The organism is Lentimicrobium sp. S6 (assembly GCF_013166635.1).
Lineage (GTDB): Bacteria > Bacteroidota > Bacteroidia > Bacteroidales > UBA12170 > UBA12170.
Map to the genome: position 1 here is coordinate 1 of NZ_JABKBZ010000027.1, position 20,975 is coordinate 20,975.

At 34.5% G+C, this 20,975-nt stretch carries 17 protein-coding genes, 1 pseudogene and 1 riboswitch; of the genes and pseudogenes, 8 read left to right on the top strand and 10 right to left on the bottom strand.

The genetic code is table 11. The annotated features are described in order from the left end of the window. Window positions 1-224 precede the first annotated feature (224 nt). Window positions 225-518, bottom strand: a complete 294-nt coding sequence (locus tag HNS40_RS10425) for a helix-turn-helix transcriptional regulator (RefSeq protein WP_172280501.1) — start codon at window positions 516-518, stop codon at window positions 225-227. Window positions 519-629: 111 nt separating this feature from the next. Next, window positions 630-2,252, bottom strand: a complete 1,623-nt coding sequence (ade, locus tag HNS40_RS10430) for an adenine deaminase (RefSeq protein WP_172280503.1) — start codon at window positions 2,250-2,252, stop codon at window positions 630-632. 127 nt (window positions 2,253-2,379) lie between these two features. On the opposite strand from ade, the gene pdxA reads away from it, so the two are divergent. Both pdxA and HNS40_RS10440 read left to right on the top strand, forming a co-directional pair. Beyond that, window positions 2,380-3,516 (top strand): 4-hydroxythreonine-4-phosphate dehydrogenase PdxA, encoded by a 1,137-nt coding sequence (pdxA, locus tag HNS40_RS10435; protein WP_172280505.1) that lies wholly within the window; start codon window positions 2,380-2,382, stop codon window positions 3,514-3,516. Continuing rightward, window positions 3,517-6,009 (top strand): bifunctional UDP-N-acetylmuramoyl-tripeptide:D-alanyl-D-alanine ligase/alanine racemase, encoded by a 2,493-nt coding sequence (locus HNS40_RS10440; RefSeq protein WP_172280508.1) that lies wholly within the window; start codon window positions 3,517-3,519, stop codon window positions 6,007-6,009. Window positions 6,010-6,758: 749 nt separating this feature from the next. On the opposite strand, the gene argS is transcribed toward HNS40_RS10440, so the two are convergent. Further along, window positions 6,759-8,543, bottom strand: a complete 1,785-nt coding sequence (gene argS / locus HNS40_RS10445) for an arginine--tRNA ligase (RefSeq protein WP_172280510.1) — start codon at window positions 8,541-8,543, stop codon at window positions 6,759-6,761. Window positions 8,544-8,774: 231 nt separating this feature from the next. Further along, entirely contained in the window at window positions 8,775-9,392 is a 618-nt protein-coding gene (locus tag HNS40_RS10450; protein WP_172280512.1) for a glucosaminidase domain-containing protein, read from the bottom strand. Between the two features lie 276 nt (window positions 9,393-9,668). Then, window positions 9,669-9,765: riboswitch (TPP riboswitch) on the top strand. A 38-nt stretch (window positions 9,766-9,803) separates the two neighbouring features. Here HNS40_RS10450 and HNS40_RS10455 point away from each other — a divergent pair. The 5 genes from HNS40_RS10455 to HNS40_RS10475 all read left to right on the top strand — a co-directional run bounded on the left by HNS40_RS10455 (window position 9,804) and on the right by HNS40_RS10475 (window position 14,813). Continuing rightward, window positions 9,804-12,170 (top strand): TonB-dependent receptor, encoded by a 2,367-nt coding sequence (locus tag HNS40_RS10455; RefSeq protein WP_172280514.1) that lies wholly within the window; start codon window positions 9,804-9,806, stop codon window positions 12,168-12,170. A gap of 252 nt (window positions 12,171-12,422) precedes the next feature. After that, the gene (locus HNS40_RS10460; RefSeq protein WP_172280516.1) at window positions 12,423-13,202 is read left to right on the top strand and encodes a DUF1295 domain-containing protein; all 780 of its coding nucleotides are present in this window, start codon (window positions 12,423-12,425) and stop codon (window positions 13,200-13,202) included. A gap of 2 nt (window positions 13,203-13,204) precedes the next feature. After that, on the top strand, window positions 13,205-13,474 hold the full coding sequence (locus HNS40_RS10465; RefSeq protein ID WP_172280518.1) for a hypothetical protein: 270 nt from the start codon (window positions 13,205-13,207) through the stop codon (window positions 13,472-13,474). A gap of 123 nt (window positions 13,475-13,597) precedes the next feature. Continuing rightward, window positions 13,598-14,182, top strand: a complete 585-nt coding sequence (locus HNS40_RS10470) for a superoxide dismutase (protein WP_216663690.1) — start codon at window positions 13,598-13,600, stop codon at window positions 14,180-14,182. Window positions 14,183-14,291: 109 nt separating this feature from the next. Continuing rightward, window positions 14,292-14,813, top strand: a complete 522-nt coding sequence (locus HNS40_RS10475) for a hypothetical protein (RefSeq protein ID WP_172280520.1) — start codon at window positions 14,292-14,294, stop codon at window positions 14,811-14,813. Window positions 14,814-15,067: 254 nt separating this feature from the next. On the opposite strand, the gene HNS40_RS10480 is transcribed toward HNS40_RS10475, so the two are convergent. Further along, a complete protein-coding gene (locus HNS40_RS10480; protein ID WP_172280523.1) occupies window positions 15,068-15,727 on the bottom strand; it encodes an NAD(P)H-binding protein in 660 nt (219 codons plus the stop codon). A gap of 63 nt (window positions 15,728-15,790) precedes the next feature. Between HNS40_RS10480 and HNS40_RS10485 the strand changes: the two are divergent. After that, a pseudogene (locus tag HNS40_RS10485) lies at window positions 15,791-17,233 on the top strand (glycoside hydrolase family 125 protein). A gap of 60 nt (window positions 17,234-17,293) precedes the next feature. Here the strand turns inward: HNS40_RS10485 and dapB are convergent. The 5 genes from dapB to HNS40_RS10510 all read right to left on the bottom strand — a co-directional run bounded on the left by dapB (window position 17,294) and on the right by HNS40_RS10510 (window position 20,885). After that, window positions 17,294-18,034 carry a 4-hydroxy-tetrahydrodipicolinate reductase gene (gene dapB / locus HNS40_RS10490; protein WP_172280525.1) on the bottom strand — a complete coding sequence of 247 codons (741 nt, stop codon included), beginning with the start codon at window positions 18,032-18,034 and terminating at the stop codon, window positions 17,294-17,296. Between the two features lie 2 nt (window positions 18,035-18,036). Continuing rightward, on the bottom strand, window positions 18,037-18,618 hold the full coding sequence (locus HNS40_RS10495; protein ID WP_172280527.1) for a DUF5683 domain-containing protein: 582 nt from the start codon (window positions 18,616-18,618) through the stop codon (window positions 18,037-18,039). A gap of 28 nt (window positions 18,619-18,646) precedes the next feature. After that, the gene (locus HNS40_RS10500) at window positions 18,647-19,540 is read right to left on the bottom strand and encodes a ParB/RepB/Spo0J family partition protein (protein ID WP_172280529.1); all 894 of its coding nucleotides are present in this window, start codon (window positions 19,538-19,540) and stop codon (window positions 18,647-18,649) included. Between the two features lie 3 nt (window positions 19,541-19,543). Next, window positions 19,544-20,341, bottom strand: coding sequence for a ParA family protein (locus HNS40_RS10505; protein WP_172280531.1), 798 nt, complete (start codon window positions 20,339-20,341; stop codon window positions 19,544-19,546). Between the two features lie 208 nt (window positions 20,342-20,549). After that, window positions 20,550-20,885 (bottom strand): DUF3276 family protein, encoded by a 336-nt coding sequence (locus HNS40_RS10510; RefSeq protein WP_172280533.1) that lies wholly within the window; start codon window positions 20,883-20,885, stop codon window positions 20,550-20,552. Window positions 20,886-20,975: the final 90 nt, after the last annotated feature.

A 20,975-nucleotide genomic window follows, 5' to 3' on the forward strand; every position in this document is an offset into this window, starting at 1 on the left:
TTCTTTAGATTTAACAGAAGGAATCATCGCCAATCAATTTTAGATAAAATCATTCAGAGATGCGTAGAGCATAAACCGATTGCTTACGCTTCGATTAAATTACACGAGACTTAAATGGGTAACCCTATTATTTTATATTGATATTTCATTGTTTTAACTTTATCATCATTAAATAGCTTGGAAAAGTCAATTAAAAGTTAAATGATAAGAAAAAAAAAATCCATTTAATGACAACGATTCAAACATTGAACCATCTCTCCAATAATTTCATTATTTAAACTATAAATAATGTGTTTACCGGTTCTTTCTGATTTTAAGATATTTCTATTCTTTAAAATATTTAGGTGATGAGATGCGCTGGCTTGTTCGATATCTAATTTACAAAAAACTTCGCTTACGCACAAAGGACCATTTTCATCTAACATTTCAATAATAGCAATACGAACAGGGTGAGCCATCGCTTTTAACCTAGCGGCTGCTTTCTCAAGATGTTCTAAATCAAAATCAATTTTATTCATGCGGCATTTAACATTTATGAGGCCGCAAATTTAATAAAAGCATTTCAATACCAAATTCACAGTGTCTAGTTTATAACCATTCTAATAAAGTGATAAGCCAGGAAAAATGTATTAAACCTCCAAAGTTGTTAAACTAAATGTACTTCCATCAAACAGTCCTTTGTCGGAGAGTTTTAATTCTGGAATCACCAACAAAGCCATAAAAGACAGAGTCATATATGGTGCATTTAGCTTCGTTCCGAGAGATTTAGCCAATTGATCCAATTGTTCATATTTTTCAGCTACCTGATATCCATCCATATGTGACATAATACCTGCAACGGGAAGCTCCAAAACTGCTGTTCGATCTCCATCTACCCAGCTCACTCCACCTTCCGACTCATTTACTAAATTTACTGCTTTTACCATTTCCTCATCAGTAATTCCGATGGCTACAATATTATGACTATCGTGGGCCACACTCGATGCTATCGCTCCTCTTGTAAACCCAAAACCTTGAATAAACCCAATGGCAGGTTTCGATTTTTGATAACGATTTAGTACCATTATTTTGAGCACATCGGCTTTGGTATCACTAATAATTCCTGAAGATTCTTTTGGAGGAGTATATTCTATTTTATTAGTAATTAATTCTCCATCCATAGCTTGCATAACCTTTATTGTATTCCCTGTATTGGATATATACAAATCTTCGGGCTTAATCTCATTTACATGAAACTTATTGATAGGTTTAACAGAGATACTCTCAATCAAAGTCTTACCATTCTCAGCTACTAATTTACCATCTACAAAAGTTTTCAAGATAGTAAAATCATTCAAATTATCGACCAATATCATATCAGCAGCATTCCCTACTTGCAATAGGCCAATATCTAATTTATAATGTCGTACAGGATTTAAAATACAAGCTTGAAGAATATTCATAAAATCGTATCCATCAGCCAATGCTCGCTTAATAACCTGGTTTACATGTCCTTTTTCTAGATCATTGGGATGCTTATCGTCGGAACACAACATCACAAAATCAGGATGACTATCAATTAATGAAGAAAGGCTTTCATAATTTTTCGCTGCACTACCTTCTCTAATTTGAACAAACATGCCACTCTTTATTTTATCAATGGCTTCCTCGATGGTAAAGCACTCATGATCGGTAGTAATTCCGGCACCCACATATTTAGCGGCATCTTCACCTTTTAATCCAGGAGCATGACCATCAATAGGTTTACCATATTTCTTGGCCGCATTTATCTTGGCCCAAACTTCTTTATCATTAAATAAAACGCCAGGGAAGTTCATCATTTCAGAAAGATATTTAATATCATCTCTTGCTAACAAATCACCTATTTGCTGGCTATCGATACTTGCACCACTAGTCTCGAAAGTAGTGGCAGGAACGCAACTAGGCGCTCCAAAATAGAACTTAAATGGAACCTGTTTTCCATTCTCAATCATAAAATTCACTCCTTCAATACCCATCACATTGGCAATCTCATGGGGGTCACTAACTGTGGCTACTGTTCCGTGTGCTGTTGCCAAGCGAGCAAACTCAGATGGTATCAACATACTACTTTCTACATGAATGTGAGCATCCACCAATCCTGGTAAGATATAATTAGTCTCGGTGATAGAATCGTTGGGAATAATCTTAGAAATCTTATTATCAATGATATGTAATTCGCCTTTAAAAATCTTTCGGCTTATTATGTCAACAATTTGTCCTTTTAAAATCATATGAAAATATTTTGTGTAAATATACAAATGTTAAAAGAATGAAATCAATTGCAAAATACACTGAAATGAGGAGGCTAAAAACAAGTGAAATTCCAACAATCTTGTATATTTGCACAAAACAAAAAGCATGGAGAAAAGACAAGCGAAGGATCCTCGCCCTAGTATAGGAATCAGTCATGGAGACATCAATGGAATCAATTATGAAATCATTCTTAAAGCTCTGGAAGACAAGCGAATGAATGAGCTTTATAACTGTATCCTTTATGGTTCATTAAAAGTGGCCAATTTTTATCAGAACTCCATGGACTTACCAAAAACTAATTTCAATATCATTAAAAGGACAGATCGTACCAATATCAAAAAGTATAATCTGATAAACATTAGTGATAAAGAAATAAATATTGAACCAGGGAAAAGTACAAAAGAAGCTGGTGAATTAGCCTATTTGGCTTTAGAAAGAGCTGTTGGAGATTTGCAGAAAGGCTATATTCAAGCCTTGGTAACTGCCCCAATCGATAAAAACAATATACAATCAGAGCAGTTTAATTATGCTGGCCATACCGATTATTTAGCTGATAAATTTGAGACTAAAGATTATATTATGCTATTGGTTTCTAATTCGCTTAGAATTGGTGTCGTTACAGGTCATATTCCAATAAAAGAAGTGGCACAATCCATCACCATTGAATTGATTCTTTCAAAACTTAGAGTCATGCATAAGTCTATGATTTATGATTTTGGTGTTAGAGGGCCTAAAATTGCAGTACTGGGATTAAACCCACACGCTTCTGATGGTGGTTTAATTGGTAAAGAAGAACAAGAGATTATTATTCCAGCTATTGAAAAAGCACAAAAAGAAGGAATGTTAGTTTATGGGCCTTATGCCGCAGACGGATTTTTCGCTTCCAATAATTATCAAAAATTTGATGCTGTATTAGCCATGTATCACGATCAGGGACTCATACCTTTCAAAACACTTTCATTTAAAGATGGAGTGAATTTCACTGCAGGGCTTCCTATTGTCCGTACCTCACCTGCCCATGGTACTGCTTTAGATTTGGTAAATCAAAATAAAGCATCTGAAAGTAGTTTAAGAGAAGCTATTTATTTAGCCTCAGATATAATTCAAAACAGAAAGACAAATGATTATTATGGTAAAAACCCGCTAAAAACTCAAAAATCAGTAGATAAGCATAGTAAAGATGAAGATATTTCTGCATTACCTAGTCAACCAGACGAAAGCATAGGAGGCTTAAGCATATAAATGAAGGAATTGAACTATTCCATCTCCTTAATAAACCAAATAGTTAAAGGAGAATTACACAGCAGTTGTGATGATGATACAATTATTTATGAATTATTAATCGACAGTAGAAAACTCATAAATGCCAATAGTAGTATTTTCTTTGCTCTTAAAAGTAAGAGAAACGACGGACATAAATATATTAAAAACCTATATAAACGTGGTTTAAGAAGTTTTGTAGTTAGTGAAATTCCAGACCAATTTGAATACTTGGTTAATGCCAATTATATTCTGGTTAAGGATACGCTAAAAGCACTTCAAGCCTTAAGTGCTTATCATCGTTTGCAAATGGATTACCCAGTATTAGCCATTACTGGCAGTAATGGTAAAACCATAGTGAAGGAGTGGATTTACCAAGTTCTACAGGGTGACAAGAGCATCCATCGTAGTCCCAAAAGCTATAATAGTCAAATTGGGGTCCCGTTGAGTGTTTGGCAAATGAAACCACATCATGAAATGGCTATTATTGAAGCAGGTATTTCGGAACCTGAAGAAATGAATAATCTCCAAAAAATCATACAACCCACTATCGGTATCTTTACTAATATTGGTGAGGCACATGGTGAAAACTTTATCAACAATACTCATAAAGCTGGTGAAAAACTAAAACTTTTCACCAAAGTAGATACTCTCATATATTCTCCAGATCAAAAGAGGATTCAAGAGGTTCTTATTCGTTCTGAATTATTAGAGCAAATAAAATCATTTACCTGGAGCATGGAAAGCTATGCTGATGTTCGCATCACAAAGGTAGAGAAATCACAGCAGCATTCTACCATTAAAGCTATTTATAAGGAGAAAGAAATCTCCATAGAAATATTATTTATTGATGATGCCTCAATAGAAAATGCTATTCAGGTTTGGTGTCTTCTACTTTTATTGGGATATGAAGCTGATGTGATTTCAGAGAAGATGTTAGGTCTGGCTCCTATTGCTATGAGGCTAGAGTTAAATGAAGGAATTAATAATTGTAGTATTATTAACGATAGCTATAATTCTGATATCAATTCTTTAAAAATTGCACTCGATTTTCTAGAACAACAGAATCAACATCAACAAAACACCCTCATTTTATCTGATATCTTACAAAGCGGAAAGAATGAATTGGATTTATACAGTGAAATCGGACAACTGATCGAAAAAAAGAATATTACCCGATTTATTGGAATAGGATCAGCCATCAGAAAATACGCTGATAAATTTAAAATTGAAAAACATTTCTTTCAAAATACTAAGGAATTTCTGAATCAGTTTAGCTTTTCCTCATTTAAGAATGAGAGCATTCTTTTAAAGGGTGCACGCTATTTTGAATTCGAACAGATCAGCAAAGCCCTGCAGCAGCAAACCCACCAAACAGTATTGGAAATCAATATGGACCATATGATTTCTAATTTTAACTATTTTAGATCGAAATTAGAAAAAGACACCAAAGTCATGTTGATGGTGAAAGCCTTTTCCTATGGCAGTGGTAGCTATGAAATTGCCAACCTAATGCAGTACCATAGAGCTGATTATTTGGCAGTGGCATACGCTGATGAGGGAGTAGAATTGAGAAAAGCTGGCATCAGCTTGCCCATTATGGTGATGAGCCCTGATGAAGAAAGCATGGATAGTATTTTAAAACACGATCTAGAGCCAGAAATCTACAGTTTCAATATTTTAAATGCATTGGAGAGTTGTATACAGAAGGCAATTCATCCGAAAGACAAACCTGTTAAAATCCATATTAAATTGGATACAGGAATGAATCGCCTCGGCTTTGAAGAAAAAGATTTGGGAGCACTAATCAAGCGCATTCAAATGAATAATCTTTTGCTACCTCAATCTGTTTTTAGTCACTTGGCAGGTAGTGACAATTCTGAGTTAGAAGAGTTTAGTAGACAGCAATTTGAAAAATTTAATTATTTAGCCGCTCAGATACAACAAAGTTGTGAACAAGAATTATTAAGACATATTCTTAACTCGGCTGGAATCACAAAGTTCGCTGAATACCAAATGGATATGGTGAGATTAGGACTGGGATTGTATGGTTTATCTCCTTTTCCTGAGGAGGAAAAAAATCTAAAGAATATTAATAGACTAAAAACCTGTATCACTCAAATAAAAACTATCCAAAGAGGCGAGAGTGTTGGCTACGAAAGAGCATTTATAGCTGAACGAGAAATGCAAGTTGCTACAGTGGCCATTGGGTATGCAGATGGTGTTCATCGTTTTCTAGGTAATGGTAAATTTGCCATGATGGTCAATGAAAAACCCTGCCCTATTATTGGAAATGTTTGCATGGATATGTGCATGCTCGATGTATCTGATTTAGACTGCCAAGAAGGTGATGAAGTTATTGTTTTCGACAACCAGAAAAAAATTAGAGAAATGGCCAATATTGGTCAAACTATCCCCTATGAAATACTGACTGGCATTTCGCAGCGCGTGAAGCGTGTTTATTATAAGGAGTAAACAAATCCTTTTGTTTTGATATAAAAAATGCCAACGAAGAACTCGTTGGCATTTCTGTATTTATCATCTATCTATAAATGATGTAGCAAAAATATTAAAATAATTGGAATTGAATTATTTTTTTTTCAAAAACATTATTTCTCTGTTAAGCCTGTAACATTGAAAGCTTTCAATTCAATTTACATTATCAACCGAAACAAAATAAATTAATGTAGATCAATACTCTATCCATAAATACCGGACATAAAAAAAAGCCAGCGAAGAACTCGCTGACTTTGCATTTACCAATTATCTATCTCGATTCATTGACAAAAATACAATATTGCCAACCTAAAGTCAAATATTTTTAAACTTTTTTTTCTAAAAATTATTTACATTGAAAAAACCAAAGGAAATTGAGACATAAAAAAAGCCAACGAAGAACTCGTTGACTTTGCATTTACCAATTATCTATCTCGATTCACTAACAAAGGTAAGAAAAAAAATCTTTACGTGAACAATTTTATCAATTTTTATTCCGGAAAAGAATATACACTATAAAAGTAAGTGATTAAATATTGACATAAAAAAAAGCCAACGAAGAACTCGTTGACTTTGCATTTACCAATTATCTATCTCGATTCTTGACAAAGATACACATAAATCAGATTTTGTCAAGTATTTTGACCAATTATTTCTCCCCTTTTTAAATATTAACAAACTAAAAGACTATATATCTGCTAATTACAATTGGTATTTTTTTTAAAAAATTACATTCTATTAGGAACTTGGATACCTAATATCGACATTCCACTTGCAATAACTCCCGCAACTTGCTTGGATAACTCGACTCTAAAAGCTTGTTTATTGGTATCCTCTTCTTTCATAATAGAATGCTCCTGATAGAATTTATTGTATTCTTTTACCAATTCGAAAATATAATTTGCTACCATACTGGGACTATAATGTTCCCCAGCTTGTTTTATGGCAGCTGTATAATTTCCTAAATGTTTTACTAAAGCTTTTTCTTTAGCCTCTAATTTTAGGTTACCATTATAGTGGGCAGAAATACCATTCTCGTGAGCCTTACGAATAATAGATTGGATACGAGCATAAGTATACTGAATAAAAGGCCCTGTATTTCCATTAAAATCAATAGATTCTGCAGGATTAAACATCATCTGTTTTTTAGGATCTACTTTTAATATAAAATACTTTAAAGCTCCTAAACTCACTGTTTTATATAGTTCAGCAGCTTCTTCAATAGTAAAATCTTCTATTTTGCCAAGTTCCTCAGTGGTTGCTTTAGCCGTATCATACATTTCTTGCATTAAATCGTCGGCATCTACTACAGTTCCTTCTCTCGACTTCATTTTACCATGAGGAAGCTCTACCATACCATAAGAAAGGTGATGAATATTTTTTGCCCATTCTTTACTTAATTTCTGAAGTACAATCTTTAAAACATCGAAATGATAGTTCTGTTCATTTCCTACCACATAAATCATCTCATTAGGGCTATAGTCCTCTTGTCGTAATTGCGCCGTTCCAAGGTCTTGTGTCATATATACAGAAGTTCCATCCGCACGAAGCAATAACTTCTCATCCATCCCCTCATCTGTTAAATCACACCAAACGGAGCCATTTTCCTTTTTAAAGAGAATACCCTTTTCTAGGCCCTCCTCCACTAATTTCTTTCCTAAGAGATAGGTTTCTGATTCATGATAAACTTTATCGAAGTCAACACCCATATTGGCATAAGTAATATCAAAACCATCATAAACCCATTGGTTCATTCTAGTCCATAGCTCGTAAACTTTTTTATCTCCAGCTTCCCATTTCAGTAACATTTCTTGAGCTTCTAGCATTAGAGGAGCTTGCTTTTTGGCCACATCCTCCTCTATTCCACTCTCTACTAAAGTTTTGATTTCTACTTTATATTTTTGGTCGAAAAGCACATAATAATCGCCAACAAATTTATCTCCTTTGGTATCTGTTGATTCAGGAGTTTTATTTTCACCCCATTTTTGCCAAGCCAACATAGACTTACAAATATGAATACCTCTATCGTTGATCAGGTTCACTTTTTTCACATTCTTACCATTGGCTTTAAGCAATTCAGCTACCGACCAACCTAAGAGGTTATTTCTAATATGTCCTAAATGCAAAGGCTTATTAGTATTTGGAGAAGAATATTCTAAAACCAGAACATCTTTTTCATCCATGGGAGTAAATCCATACTTTTGAGCATTTACAATATTCTCTAAGATATTGAGATAATAATCATCCTTTATCACAAAATTTAAAAATCCTTTAATCACATTAAAGCTATCGATAAAAGGCTCAGCAGCTAGCATTTTTTGGCCTAATTCCTCAGCCGTTTGCTCTGGAGATTTTTTCGATAATCTGGTAAAACCAAAAACAACAATGGTGAAATCACCTTCTAAGTCCTTACGAGTTTGTTGAACGGGAATTTGTTTGGCTTCAATATCTTGGCCATATAGTTCTTTTAGTGCTAATTGCGCTTTTTCTACGAGTTGTATTTCTAATGTCATGCTTTTAAATTTTGGGCTGCAAAGATAGGATTTTTAGCTTGAATTTATAGCGATGAAAATCAAGGTTGTAAATTTTATAAATATAAAGAAAAAGCATGGATTATCAGTCACATAGATTCAAGTAATGCCAGTAGGAAATGATGCATTCTTATTGATTTTAAAATAAAGGTCATTTCAACATCGGTAGAATTTGAAAAGAAGCATATATTATGCAATCTGTTTTTCGATTTACTAATAATCAGCTATTTCATTAGGAATATAATTCTTAAAAAGGCTATTGATGATCTTCTGATACTCCCCTCCTATTTCACTATAGGAATTTAAGCTTTCTGCTAGAATGATTAAATCTTTATCATCTGTGCTATAATAGTGCTGACGTGCTTTACGAAACCCATTCGTGCCTTTTTTTGTATTTAGGAAAAACATATATCCATCCACAGAAGATTGAAGATTGGGGTAGGTTTTAACGAAAACTTTTTGATCATCCTTACCGAATTTCATACCACAGCCCTCTTCATAACAATGAATACCAAAATAGGCATGCCCCTCTTTGGCAAAACGAGATTCGCCCCATGCTGATTCAATAATAGCTTGAGCTATTGCCAAACGCACAGGCACCATCTGAACTTTTAACATCAATTTATCTATGATTAAAGCTACTTGTGAAGGTTCTGTATGATCAATTTCCTCTTTAAAATCATATTTTTTGAGGATTTTTTCAATTTTTATGATCTGATACTTTGTTAATGAACTACTTTTATTAAAAGCAATGTTGATTTTTTTTAAAATAGATCTGTCCTTGTTAATCTGATAATTAGAATATTGTGCTGCTCTTATAATATCTTTCATAAACACAAGCTTCGGTTCAGTCAATTCTTTCTTCCCTTCAAAACTAAGGTTCAGATCCTTACCTTCATAAAAAGACTTCATATCTCTTTCGTAATTATAGAAAAATAAAATAAGTCCCATGCCTATCAGCATCAGGAAAAACAAAATGAATTTAAATCTATCTAACATCTTCCAAAAATAATACTTTTAAATATATACTATCAATATATTTCATGTCAAGACCTAAAAACATCTAAAAACACTTCTATTCATTAAAAAATTCTACCTTTGCAGCGATAATAACAATAGAGGTGCCTTAATACTACGGGCTGAGAACACACTCTTAAAACCTGATCCAGGTAATGCTGGCGGAGGGAATTAAGTATCAATACCACTCTATTGGTTTTTAATAATTCATTCAAAATCAATAAAATGTTTAAACAATTATTAGTTATTTTAGGAATCATTGCTCCAATGGTTTTATTTTCTCAAATTAAAATGAGTGGCCAAGTGGCTGATGATGAATCAGGCGCACCTTTAGTTGGTGCACACATTCAAATTAATGGAATCCAGAGTTTTCAGATGGTGACCGATAATAGAGGTGCCTTTGCTTTTAACAATATCGCAACAGGAACTTATGAGGTTAAAGTTAGCTTTGTGGGTTATCAAACCTATAAAGAAACTTTAGAGCTTGCTGATGATTCTCATATTTCAGTAAATCTAAAAGAAGGCTTGGTGGGTGAAGAAGTAGTTGTCTTTGCTAATAGAGTTAGTGATAATGCTCCTTCTGCTTTTCAAAATTTAAACAAAGCCGAAATTAACAACAGAAACAATGGTCAAGATTTGCCATTCATTCTTAACAACAGTCCATCTCTAGTGGCTACATCAGATGCTGGTAATGGTATTGGCTATTCTGGCTTCAGAATTCGTGGTTCGGACATGACTCGTATTAATATCACCATGAATGGTGTTCCTATGAATGATGCAGAAAGTCATTCTGTTTATTTCGTGGATCTTCCAGATTTGGCTTCTTCATTAGATAATATACAAATTCAGCGTGGGGTTGGAACGTCTACTAATGGAGCTGGGGCTTTTGGTGCCAGTATCAATATGCAAACGACCACTCTAAACGATCAGCCTTATGCTAAATATGATGGTCGTATTGGCTCTTATAATTCCATGAAAAACACAGTGAGTTTTGGAACCGGTTTATTAAAAAACAATTTAGCATTTGATGGTCGTTTATCAAAAGTTCATTCTGATGGTTATATTGACCGTGCTTCTGCCGATTTAAAATCTTTATATTTCTCTGGAGGATACTATGGAGAAAAAGATGTGCTTAAATTTATGATTCTAACTGGTAAAGAAGTTACTTATCAAGCTTGGGGAGGAATGCCAAAAGCTTCCCTAGACACCAACAGAACCTATAATCCTTATACCTATGATAATGAAGTTGATGATTATCAACAAGATTATTATCAATTACATTATACTCACTCTTTTACTGATAAACTAGGCTTTAATGCTACCGCTTTCTATACCAGAGGAAAGGGGTTTTACGAGCAATCTAAAGAGGGTAGAAAATTTGAGGACTATTTATTAGACGATGTAGTTATTGGCGGCGATACCATCACAAGAACCGACCTAATCCAAAGAAAATGGTTGGATAATCATTATTATGGAGCCAATTTGAGTTTAAACTACCAAGACAGAAAATTGGAAGCCAATATAGGAGCTGGATGGAACCAATATGATGGAGACCATTATGGACAAGTCATTTGGTCACAATATGCTAGTAATGGAGATATTCGCCATCAGTGGTATGATAATAATGGCTTAAAGACAGACTTTAACATATACGGTAAAGCCAGTTATATGATTACTCCTTCTCTTTCTGCTTTTGGAGATCTACAATACCGTCATATTGATTACAAGATTAAAGGAACTCATGATGACTTAAGAGATATTAGCCAAAATCATGATTTCAATTTCATCAATCCTAAAGTTGGTATAACTGGTCATATTGGTAATTTAATGAAGGTATATGGTAGTTTTGCCATTGCCAACCGTGAGCCAAGCAGAAGCAATTATAAAGATGCTGACGAAGGATATAACCCTAAGCCAGAGCAATTACAAGATATTGAAGCCGGAATGAGAGTGAATAGTCAAGCCTTTGCTTTCAATGTAAACTTCTTCTATATGAATTATAAAGATCAATTGGTAGCTACAGGTAAAATCAATGGTGTTGGCGAAGCTATTATGACCAATGTTCCTAAGAGTTATAGAATGGGTATTGAAATAAGCGGGGGAGCTCAAATCATTGATCCACTGCGTTGGGATTTCAACCTTGCTTTAAGCAAGAATAAGATTAAAGATTTCACTATGTTCATTGACAATTGGGATACTTGGGGACAAGAAGAAGTTGCTCTTGGAGAAACCAACCTTATCTTATCTCCAAATACCATTGCCAACAGTATAATCACCTATTCTCCTTTTAAGAATTTCGATATGCAGTGGGTGGCAAAATATGTAAGTCGTCAATATATCGACAATACCAGCTATGAGTATAATAGCATAGACCCCTATTTTGTAAATGATTTGAAGTTTAGCTATGGGTTTTCAACAAGTTTCTTCAAAACTATTCGTTTACATTTAGATGTTCAGAATGTACTTAGCGAAAAGTATGAGTCTTATGCCTGGGTTTATAATTACCAATATGGTGGAGAAAGAGATGTAATTGATGGATATTTCCCAATGGCACCCATTAATGTTATGGGTGGGATAACTATTGAGTTTTAATTAGTCTATTCAATTATTCTAGGGCGTTAACAGCCTAACAAAAGCTTCTTAACACAAATGTTAAGAAGCTTTTGTCTATATATGGATTCCTTTTTCATGCTTAATATGAAAAGAATGTAGATTAAATATCGACCATCCCTTAGTTAAAGAGCTCTTTCCTTTAACAGCTTTTTAATAAACCTAAATCTCACCATTACAGAAACTTTATTACTTTTGTTTAAGTATTATAAATATACATTAAACAAATAAATAATGGATTTTCAATCAATATATTTTCAAGGCTTAGCTCTTATTAAAGCATTTATGACCATACTTTGGGTAATAAGTGTGATTAAGAAAAATGCCAGCATTGTTGATGCTTTCTGGGGCGCTGGTTTTGTTCTACTGGTCTGGTTTTACTTTTTCCAAACAGAAGGTTTAGGAGAACGCAAAATTTTAATCACCACTTTAGTGAGTATTTGGGGGCTGCGCTTATCGCTATTTATTGGCAAAAGGAACTGGGGGAAACCTGAAGATTTTCGCTATCAAAAATTCAGACAGGACTATGGGGCACATAGATACTGGTGGGTGAGTTTCTTTCAAACCTTTATTTTACAAGGTGTTTTATTATGGCTCATTTCTGCTCCTCTTCTAGGAGCTCAATCTGGAATAAACCAAGAATTAAACTTTATTGATTATGCAGCGGCTGTTATTTGGCTCATTGGTTTCGCTTTTGAAGCAGGTGGAGATTATCAATTAGCAAAATTTGAAAAAGAACCCAATAATAAGGGGAAAGTACTTAGTTCTGGTTTTTGGAAGTATACTCGTCATCCCAACTACTTTGGGGATGGTTTTCAATGGATAGCATTTGCATTATTTTCAATAGCTAATGCTTGTTACCTGCCCATCCTCAGTGCCGTTTTAATGAATTTTCTTTTAGTAAAGATATCTGGTGTAGCCTTATTAGAAAAAACTTTAAGTAAAACAAAACCACAATATCAAAATTATATAAATAGAACTCCCGCTTATATACCTTGGCTCCCAAAAAGTTAATTATGGATTGGATATTAGATAACATATGGTTTCTACTCTTTCTAATTTGGGGATTTCCACTTGGGATTTATAGAAGTAAATTCAGAAAATGGGTTTATCAAACCGATAGCTGGACCATTAATATTAAACCCATATTTGTAAAAGAACTAAAAGCGCTATTTCAAAAAGCAAGTTCAGAAGAAGTTGAATTTGTTAGATTTCAAAAGTTCTATAGATTTTATTTAGTAGTATATATGATTTTGTGGATAGCTTATATTAGCTTAGAATTCTAATCAAATGTGCTCCCGCTTTCAACAAAGCACTTATTCATTTGTATAGTTAAAAAATTCTTATTTTGAACAATTCTAAATAATCTTTGCTATTTTTGTATCCTAGTAAACTTAAAACAAACAATCATGCATATATTACCTGAATTACCATTTGATAAAAAAGCGTTTGGCTCCTATATTAGTGAGGAAGGCTTCGATTATCATCATGGCAAACACCATAACGCTTACGTTACCAATTTAAACAACTTAGTAAAAGATTCTGCTCTAGCTGAACTTTCTTTAGAGGAAGTGATCAAAAAGAGTGCTGCAGATGGACAAGTTGGAATTTTCAACAATGCTGCTCAGCATTTCAACCACGATTTCTTTTGGAATTGTCTTTCACCAAATAGTGGTGGACAGCCAACTGGAGAAGTGGCTGGATTAATCACCCGTGATTTTGGCAGCTTTGAAAATTTCAAAGAACAATTTTCAACTTCTGCTGTTAAATTATTTGGATCTGGTTGGGTTTGGTTAGTGGCTAATAAAGATGGTAAATTAGAAATTAAACCATTTGCAAATGCCGATACTCCTGTCACCTCAGATTTCAAACCTATTTTAACCCTAGATGTTTGGGAACATGCCTACTATATCGATCATAGAAATGCACGTCCTAAATTTGTAGAAGGATATTGGGATATCGTAAATTGGGATTTCGCCAATAAAAACTTATAATTCTAGGTACACCTAGTTTTTAAAGAACTATTCTATAACAATTTGAGCCTACATCTTACCTAAGGATGTGGGCTTTTTCTTTATCTTTGACCAAACTAAATGCGTCATTATGCAAAAGAAAACACTATACTTAATTATAACCATATCATTCCTCGCCGGAATCTTAGTACACAGCTACTTAAGCCCTAAAACCACAGAGCTCAAAATAGAAAGAATAGCGATGGCTTCAGACACTAACGCTGTAATGGATATTGTGTTTAAGGATTTCCCCGAAGCTTATCAGAAAGGAGACTATTCCTCTCAAAAGATAGCTGATTTATTTTGGGAAGAAGCTGATTTGGTGGTTCTAAGTTCCCCATGGTTAAAAGGACAAGATGCCGTTAGCGACCGCTTTAGTTATTTAAAAGATTTCCCGGAAGGAAGAAGTATTTACTTCGAGTTGGTATCTATCCGTTTCATTGGAGATTCTGCAGCATGGATTAATGTAAACTCATGTGATAAAGGAGGAAAAAACGAGGAGGGCGAAGCATTAGGAATATACTGCGACAGAGGAAGTTTTCTTATGGAAAAAAGAGCGCAGCAATGGAGAATATTAGCTGTACGAGCCTTTGAAGCTCCTTTAGAAGAATAAATAGCGTTCGTCTATAAAGTCCAATTTCGTCGTTATTGCTCAAAATCCAAATCCTCAAATACACTAGTATTCTGCGGTTTGAATTCTTCACAGCCTAGAACCGACTGAAAGGAGCTCACGAACACAAAATAAATGTACTATTTGACTTGAACTTTATAGTTCAAACACCTGACTTTATGGACAGACTCTAAATAGGGCTATTAGCTTTTTGCCCTTGGCCCTGGCCTTGGATAGTCTTCCTGCTTCCTGCTTAATTACACTTTAAATATTTCATCCAACACAAATACTTTCAAACCTTTATCTTCTTCCTTAAGATAAGCATTGAGCATTCCTCTAGCTACTTCTTCACCTTTTATGGGACGCCACTTTCTCATGGGAGGAATGATTTTTGACAAAACCCGAATTACCTTCGCACTTGACTCCTCCCCACTCCTTTTCTCAGATCGCTCACCCACCAATACACTAGGCTGAAAAACATATAAGTTAGAGAAGTCCAATACTTTTATAGCCTCTTCTAATTCGCCTTTCATTCGGGAATAAAAAATCTTTGATTTGGCATTGGCTCCTGAGGAGGAAACTAAAAAAAAAGAATCGATACCATTCTCTTTAGCTGCTTTGGCAACTCCATATTGATAAGTATAATCAATTTTCCACTGCACATCTTTACTACCGGCAGCTTTCAATGTTGTGCCCATACAAGAAAATACCACGTCAGCCTTAATCATTTCTTTAAACGAAGATATGTGATCAAAATCAACTACATGCTCTTCCAATTTGGGGTGAGATTTACCTGTATTTCGTCGTAAAAAAAGTATTACTTTGTCTATTTTTTCTTCCTCTAATAACTGATTAACAAGATGTCCACCTACCAATCCTGTAGCTCCAATAACAATGGCTGTTTTTTTGTTTTCCATAACACAAAGATAAGTCTATAAATCAATTTTAATGCATATTTTTAAGCTTTCAAAACCATCACTATGAACAGAAGAAATTTCATCATCAAAACGAGTTTAAGCTTAGGCGCATTAAGTTTCTTACCAAATATCGGTTATTCCTCCATTATGAGCTCCTCAAAAGGCTTCACAAGCCAAAGGCCCATGATATCAGATAGAACATACCATAGTGATGCTGTGGAGGATCTTTTATCAGAGGTAAAATCGAAAATAGCTGATGAAGAATTGGGCTGGATGTTTGAAAACTGCTATCCTAATACCTTAGATACTACCGTTGATTTTGAAATGATTGATGGAAAAGAAGATACTTTCATCATCACCGGAGATATTGATGCCATGTGGCTTCGAGATTCTACGGCTCAAGTTTGGCCCTATATGCCATTAATTCCTAAAGATGAAAAAATCAGACTACTCATCAAAGGATTAATCAACAGACAAGTAAAATGTATATTAAAAGACCCTTATGCCAATGCTTTTTATAAAGATTTAAAGAAAGAATCACATTGGAAAAGCGATAACCCAAACCCTATACCAGGAGTTCATGAACGTAAATGGGAAATTGATAGTCTTTGCTATGTGATTAGACTCTCACATGAGTACCATAGAATTTCGGGGGATGCTAGTATTTTTGATGACTCTTAGGATGAAGCCATGAAGTTGATTGTAAAAACTTTTAGAACAGAGCAATTAATTGATGAGCCCTCTCCTTATCGTTTTTCTAGAACCACCAATCAAATGATTGATGCACCTATTTTTAATGGAACAGGAAGACCCGTTAAGCCCGTCGGACTCATTGCCTCTCAATTTCGCCCATCGGATGATGCCACGCTATTTCCTTTCCTCATCCCATCTAATATTTTTGCTATCCTTTCTCTAAATCAGTTAAATGATATCTATTCTAATATTTTTAATGAGCCCGAATTTGCCAAAGAATGCGCTGACTTTGCCGAAGAAGTAGAAACGGCTGTAAGAAAATATGCCATTTTGGAACATCTCGATTTTGGCAAAATATATGCTTACGAAGTGGATGGTTTTGGTAATGCATTATTTATGGATGATGCCAATGTGCCTTCTCTCATGTCTTTAGCCTATTTGGGTGCCCATCAACCTGAAGATGCTTTATATAAAAGAACCCGTCAATTTTTGTTGAGCGATAATAACCCTTATTTTTTAAAAGGAACAGTAGCCGAAGGACAAGGCAGTCCTCATACTTGGAAGGAAAAAATCTGGCCCATGGGTTTCATTCTAAGGGCGATGACAAGTACAGATGAGCAAGAAATAATACATTGCCTACAAATGCTTAAAGACAGCCATGCCGATACTGGGTTTATGCACGAAGCCTTCCATAAAGACGATCCCGCTGATTATAATAGAGCATGGTTCGCCTGGGCCAATACTCTATTTGGGGAATTAATAATTAAGGTTTATCAGGAAAGACCAAGTGTTTTGGAGATGGTTTATAAATAATAAGAAGACGGATATTGGATGACAGATGTGAGAAACAAACTATTCACATTTAGCTGTTACCTATAAACTCTCAAAACCCAAGACATCACTCATATTATAGAAGCCTTTTTTTCCAACCAACCACTCGGCTGCTAAAACGGCTCCACTGGCGAATCCTTTTCTATTTTTGGCTTCATGTCGGAGCATAATTTCATCAATATCACTGGTGTATCGAATCTCGTGAGTCCCCGGAACTTGTCCTTCTCGTGCATGGCTAATAGGTAAATAGGAAGATTCTATTTCGTGACTCTCCTCTAATTTCCAAGTATCTAGAAGTTCATTAGAGTCAATTATCCCATTGGCTAAACTGATAGCTGTGCCTGAAGGGGCATCTAATTTTTGGGTATGATGAATTTCGTGAATATGGACTTTATACTCAGGGAATCGAGCCATAGTTTTAGCCAATAACTTATTGAAATGAAAGGTGATATTAACTCCAAGACTAAAATTGCTAGCCCAGAGCAAACTCCCATTTTTCAGGTTAACCTCATCCTCTATTTCATTCATTTGCTCATACCATCCTGTGGTGCCAATAACTAAAGGAATATTCAGTTTCAGGCACCTTTTCATGTTAGAAATAGCAATTTCAGGAATACTAAAATCTATGGCGACATTAGAATTCAATAGTAATGATTTTTGTGTCACCCAATCTTCAAGGGTATCAATTCTGGCTTGAATGACATGTTCTTTAGATAAAGCCACCTTCTCGATTTCTTTACCCATTCTACCATAACCAATCAATGCTATTTTTAAATTATTCATCTCTAATCTACAGCTAGTTTATAACGTATTCCTATTCCTGGAGTCACTCGAGGGCCAAACTCAGTTGGTACTAATTGTGGTTCAAAGTGTATGCTTAAATCATCATCAATATCATAATCATATAAGTGAGCATCTACGGTAGCATCAACGATTTGTAAAATATAAAATACTCCAGTTAAGATATAACTCAATTCCAAACTACTTTGGTAATACTCTCTTTGAGACAATAAATCAGCCTGTGAATAATTCTCTACGAAAATATTATCAGAAGACTGCCCTTCAGGCAATTCGACTTTTATAGCATAAGCCTCTTTATACCTATTATACTCATATCTATTCTGAATAACAAAAAATGCCATCGTACTAAAGCCAGCATAAATAATAGGAATCTTCCAATATTTCCCATTATAATACTGCCCTAAACCTGGTAAAGCCGCCGACATCCAAGTAGCTTTCACAGGAGAATGAGCAGGAAAATAGCGATATACCGTATCTTGATGAAGATGAAGGTCAGCCGTTTCTTGTGCCATCACTGATGAACTTTCCCCAAATAGAAAAAGAAGTAACATTATTGTTACTCCCATTATTCTTATTAGTCTTTTGGAAAAACGATTAGGCATCTTCTCCTGAGATTATAAGCATTAAATTTCTCAACTCTTCCTCTGAATCAAAATCGATTAAGATTTTACCTTTTCCCTCTTTACCGGGTTTAAGCTGGATATCTCTTCCCAGTACCTGACTAATTCTATTGGAATATTCAATCATAGCCGGAGTAGATTCCACAGGAACTTTTTCAGTGAGTTTGGCTAAAGGATTTATTAGTTCTTTCACTAATTTCTCAACTTCTCTAACAGATAGCCCTTGTTCAATAACTTTCTCTAAAATCTTGAGTTGCGAGCCAATATTGTCAATATTTATTAGGGCTCGCGCATGTCCCATAGAAATCTGGTTAGATCTCAAAGCCAATTGTACTTCTGCAGGAAGTTTTAACAAACGGATATAATTGGTGATGGTTGAGCGATTTTTACCTACTCGTCTACTTAGTTCCTCTTGCGTAATCTGACATTCATCTATCAACCTTTGATAACTGATACCGATTTCAATGGAGTTAAGGTTCTCTCTTTGAATATTTTCAACCAAAGCCATTTCTAGCATTTGCTCGTCATTGGCTACTCGAATATAGGCTGCAATAGTTGTTAATCCAGCTTTTTTACTAGCTCTAAATCTACGCTCTCCAGAGATTAATTGGTATTTATCAAAACCTAATTTACGGACAGTAATCGGTTGAATGATTCCTTGTTTTTTGATAGAGGTAGCTAATTCTTCTAAAGCTAATTCTTCAAATTCGGAACGAGGTTGAAAAGGGTTGGTTTCTATTTTACTTAGTTCAAGTTCTGCTACAGCTCCAACCACATAATTACCTGATATATCGGACGATGTGATATCCGTATCAGGGCTAGATAAAATGGCATCTAAGCCTCTCCCTAATGCTCTCTTCTTACTCATTCGCTATAATTTTTTATCTTGATTTGACATTGCTGTCATATTATTCTTCTGTAAAATTTCACGGGCTAAATTTAAATAATTTATAGCGCCAGTACTCGTTGCATCATGCATAATAGCAGTTTCACCAAAACTTGGTGCTTCACCTAATTTAATATTTCTATTAATCAAAGTTTTAAAAACCATTTTCTGAAAATGAGTTTTAACTTCTTTCACCACTTGTTTTGATAACCTCAAACGGCTATCATACATAGTTAAGAGGATGCCTTCGATATCTAAATTATTGTTTAAACGAGTCTGAACAATTTTTATAGTATTCAAAAGTTTTCCAAGTCCTTCGAGTGCAAAATACTCACATTGTACCGGGATTATCACCGAATCGCTGGCTACAAGTGCATTTACGGTCACTAAGCCTAAACTTGGAGAACAATCGATAATGATAAATTCATAATCTTCTCTAACGCTTTCTAATGTTTTAGCAAGCATTTGCTCCCTATTGGGCATATTTATCATCTCTATTTCGGCTCCAACCAAATCGATATGAGCAGGAATGATATCTAAATTAGGAGTACTTGTTGAAGTAATGATGGTCTTAGGGTCAATATTATCCATAATACACTCATAAACACTTGTTTCCACAGATTTAGGATCAATACCTAATCCACTAGTGGCATTTGCCTGAGGATCTGCATCTATAATAAGTGTCTTTCTTTCTAAAACAGCAAAACCAGCACCTAAATTGATAGCTGTAGTTGTTTTACCTACCCCGCCTTTTTGATTGGCAACAGAAATTATTTTAGCCATTAAATTGAATAGATTTATGTTTCTACAAAATTACAATATTAAACCGAAACCACTTTATTTTTTTGTTAACAGTGATGTTTCGATATTATTATACCAAACAATGAAAATTAGGAGATTTTACGCTTTATCATGACCCAACAATGATCTAAAGAAGCATATCAACAATCATATAAAAGGATTATGGTAAAGATTTGTAGGCAAACTATTATCAGCTATCTAAACTATCGAAATCTACCTCTTTAAGTTTTTCAAGGGTATGATCCTCTTCAATTTCTGTAATTAATTCACCGTTAATATAATTCACCGCGTTTTGAAACCCATCTAGGAACTTCTCAAAATCTTCTTTAAAAAGAAAAAGCTTATGCTTTTCATAGGAGAATTTACCACTTTCGTTATCGAAGCGTCTCTTACTTTCTGTGATTGTTATGTACTTATCATCAGATTTAGTGGCTTTCACATCGAAAAAATAGGTCCTCTTTCCAGCTCTTACTGCCTTAGAATACAATTCTTCTCTTGATTCGTAATTGTCCCTTTTGCTTTCCATTCTCCGTTTATTTATAATATTCTTATTTAAAGTCGAGCAAAAATATAAAAACCTTAAAATAAATCATAAATTAATATACATTTCAAAAGA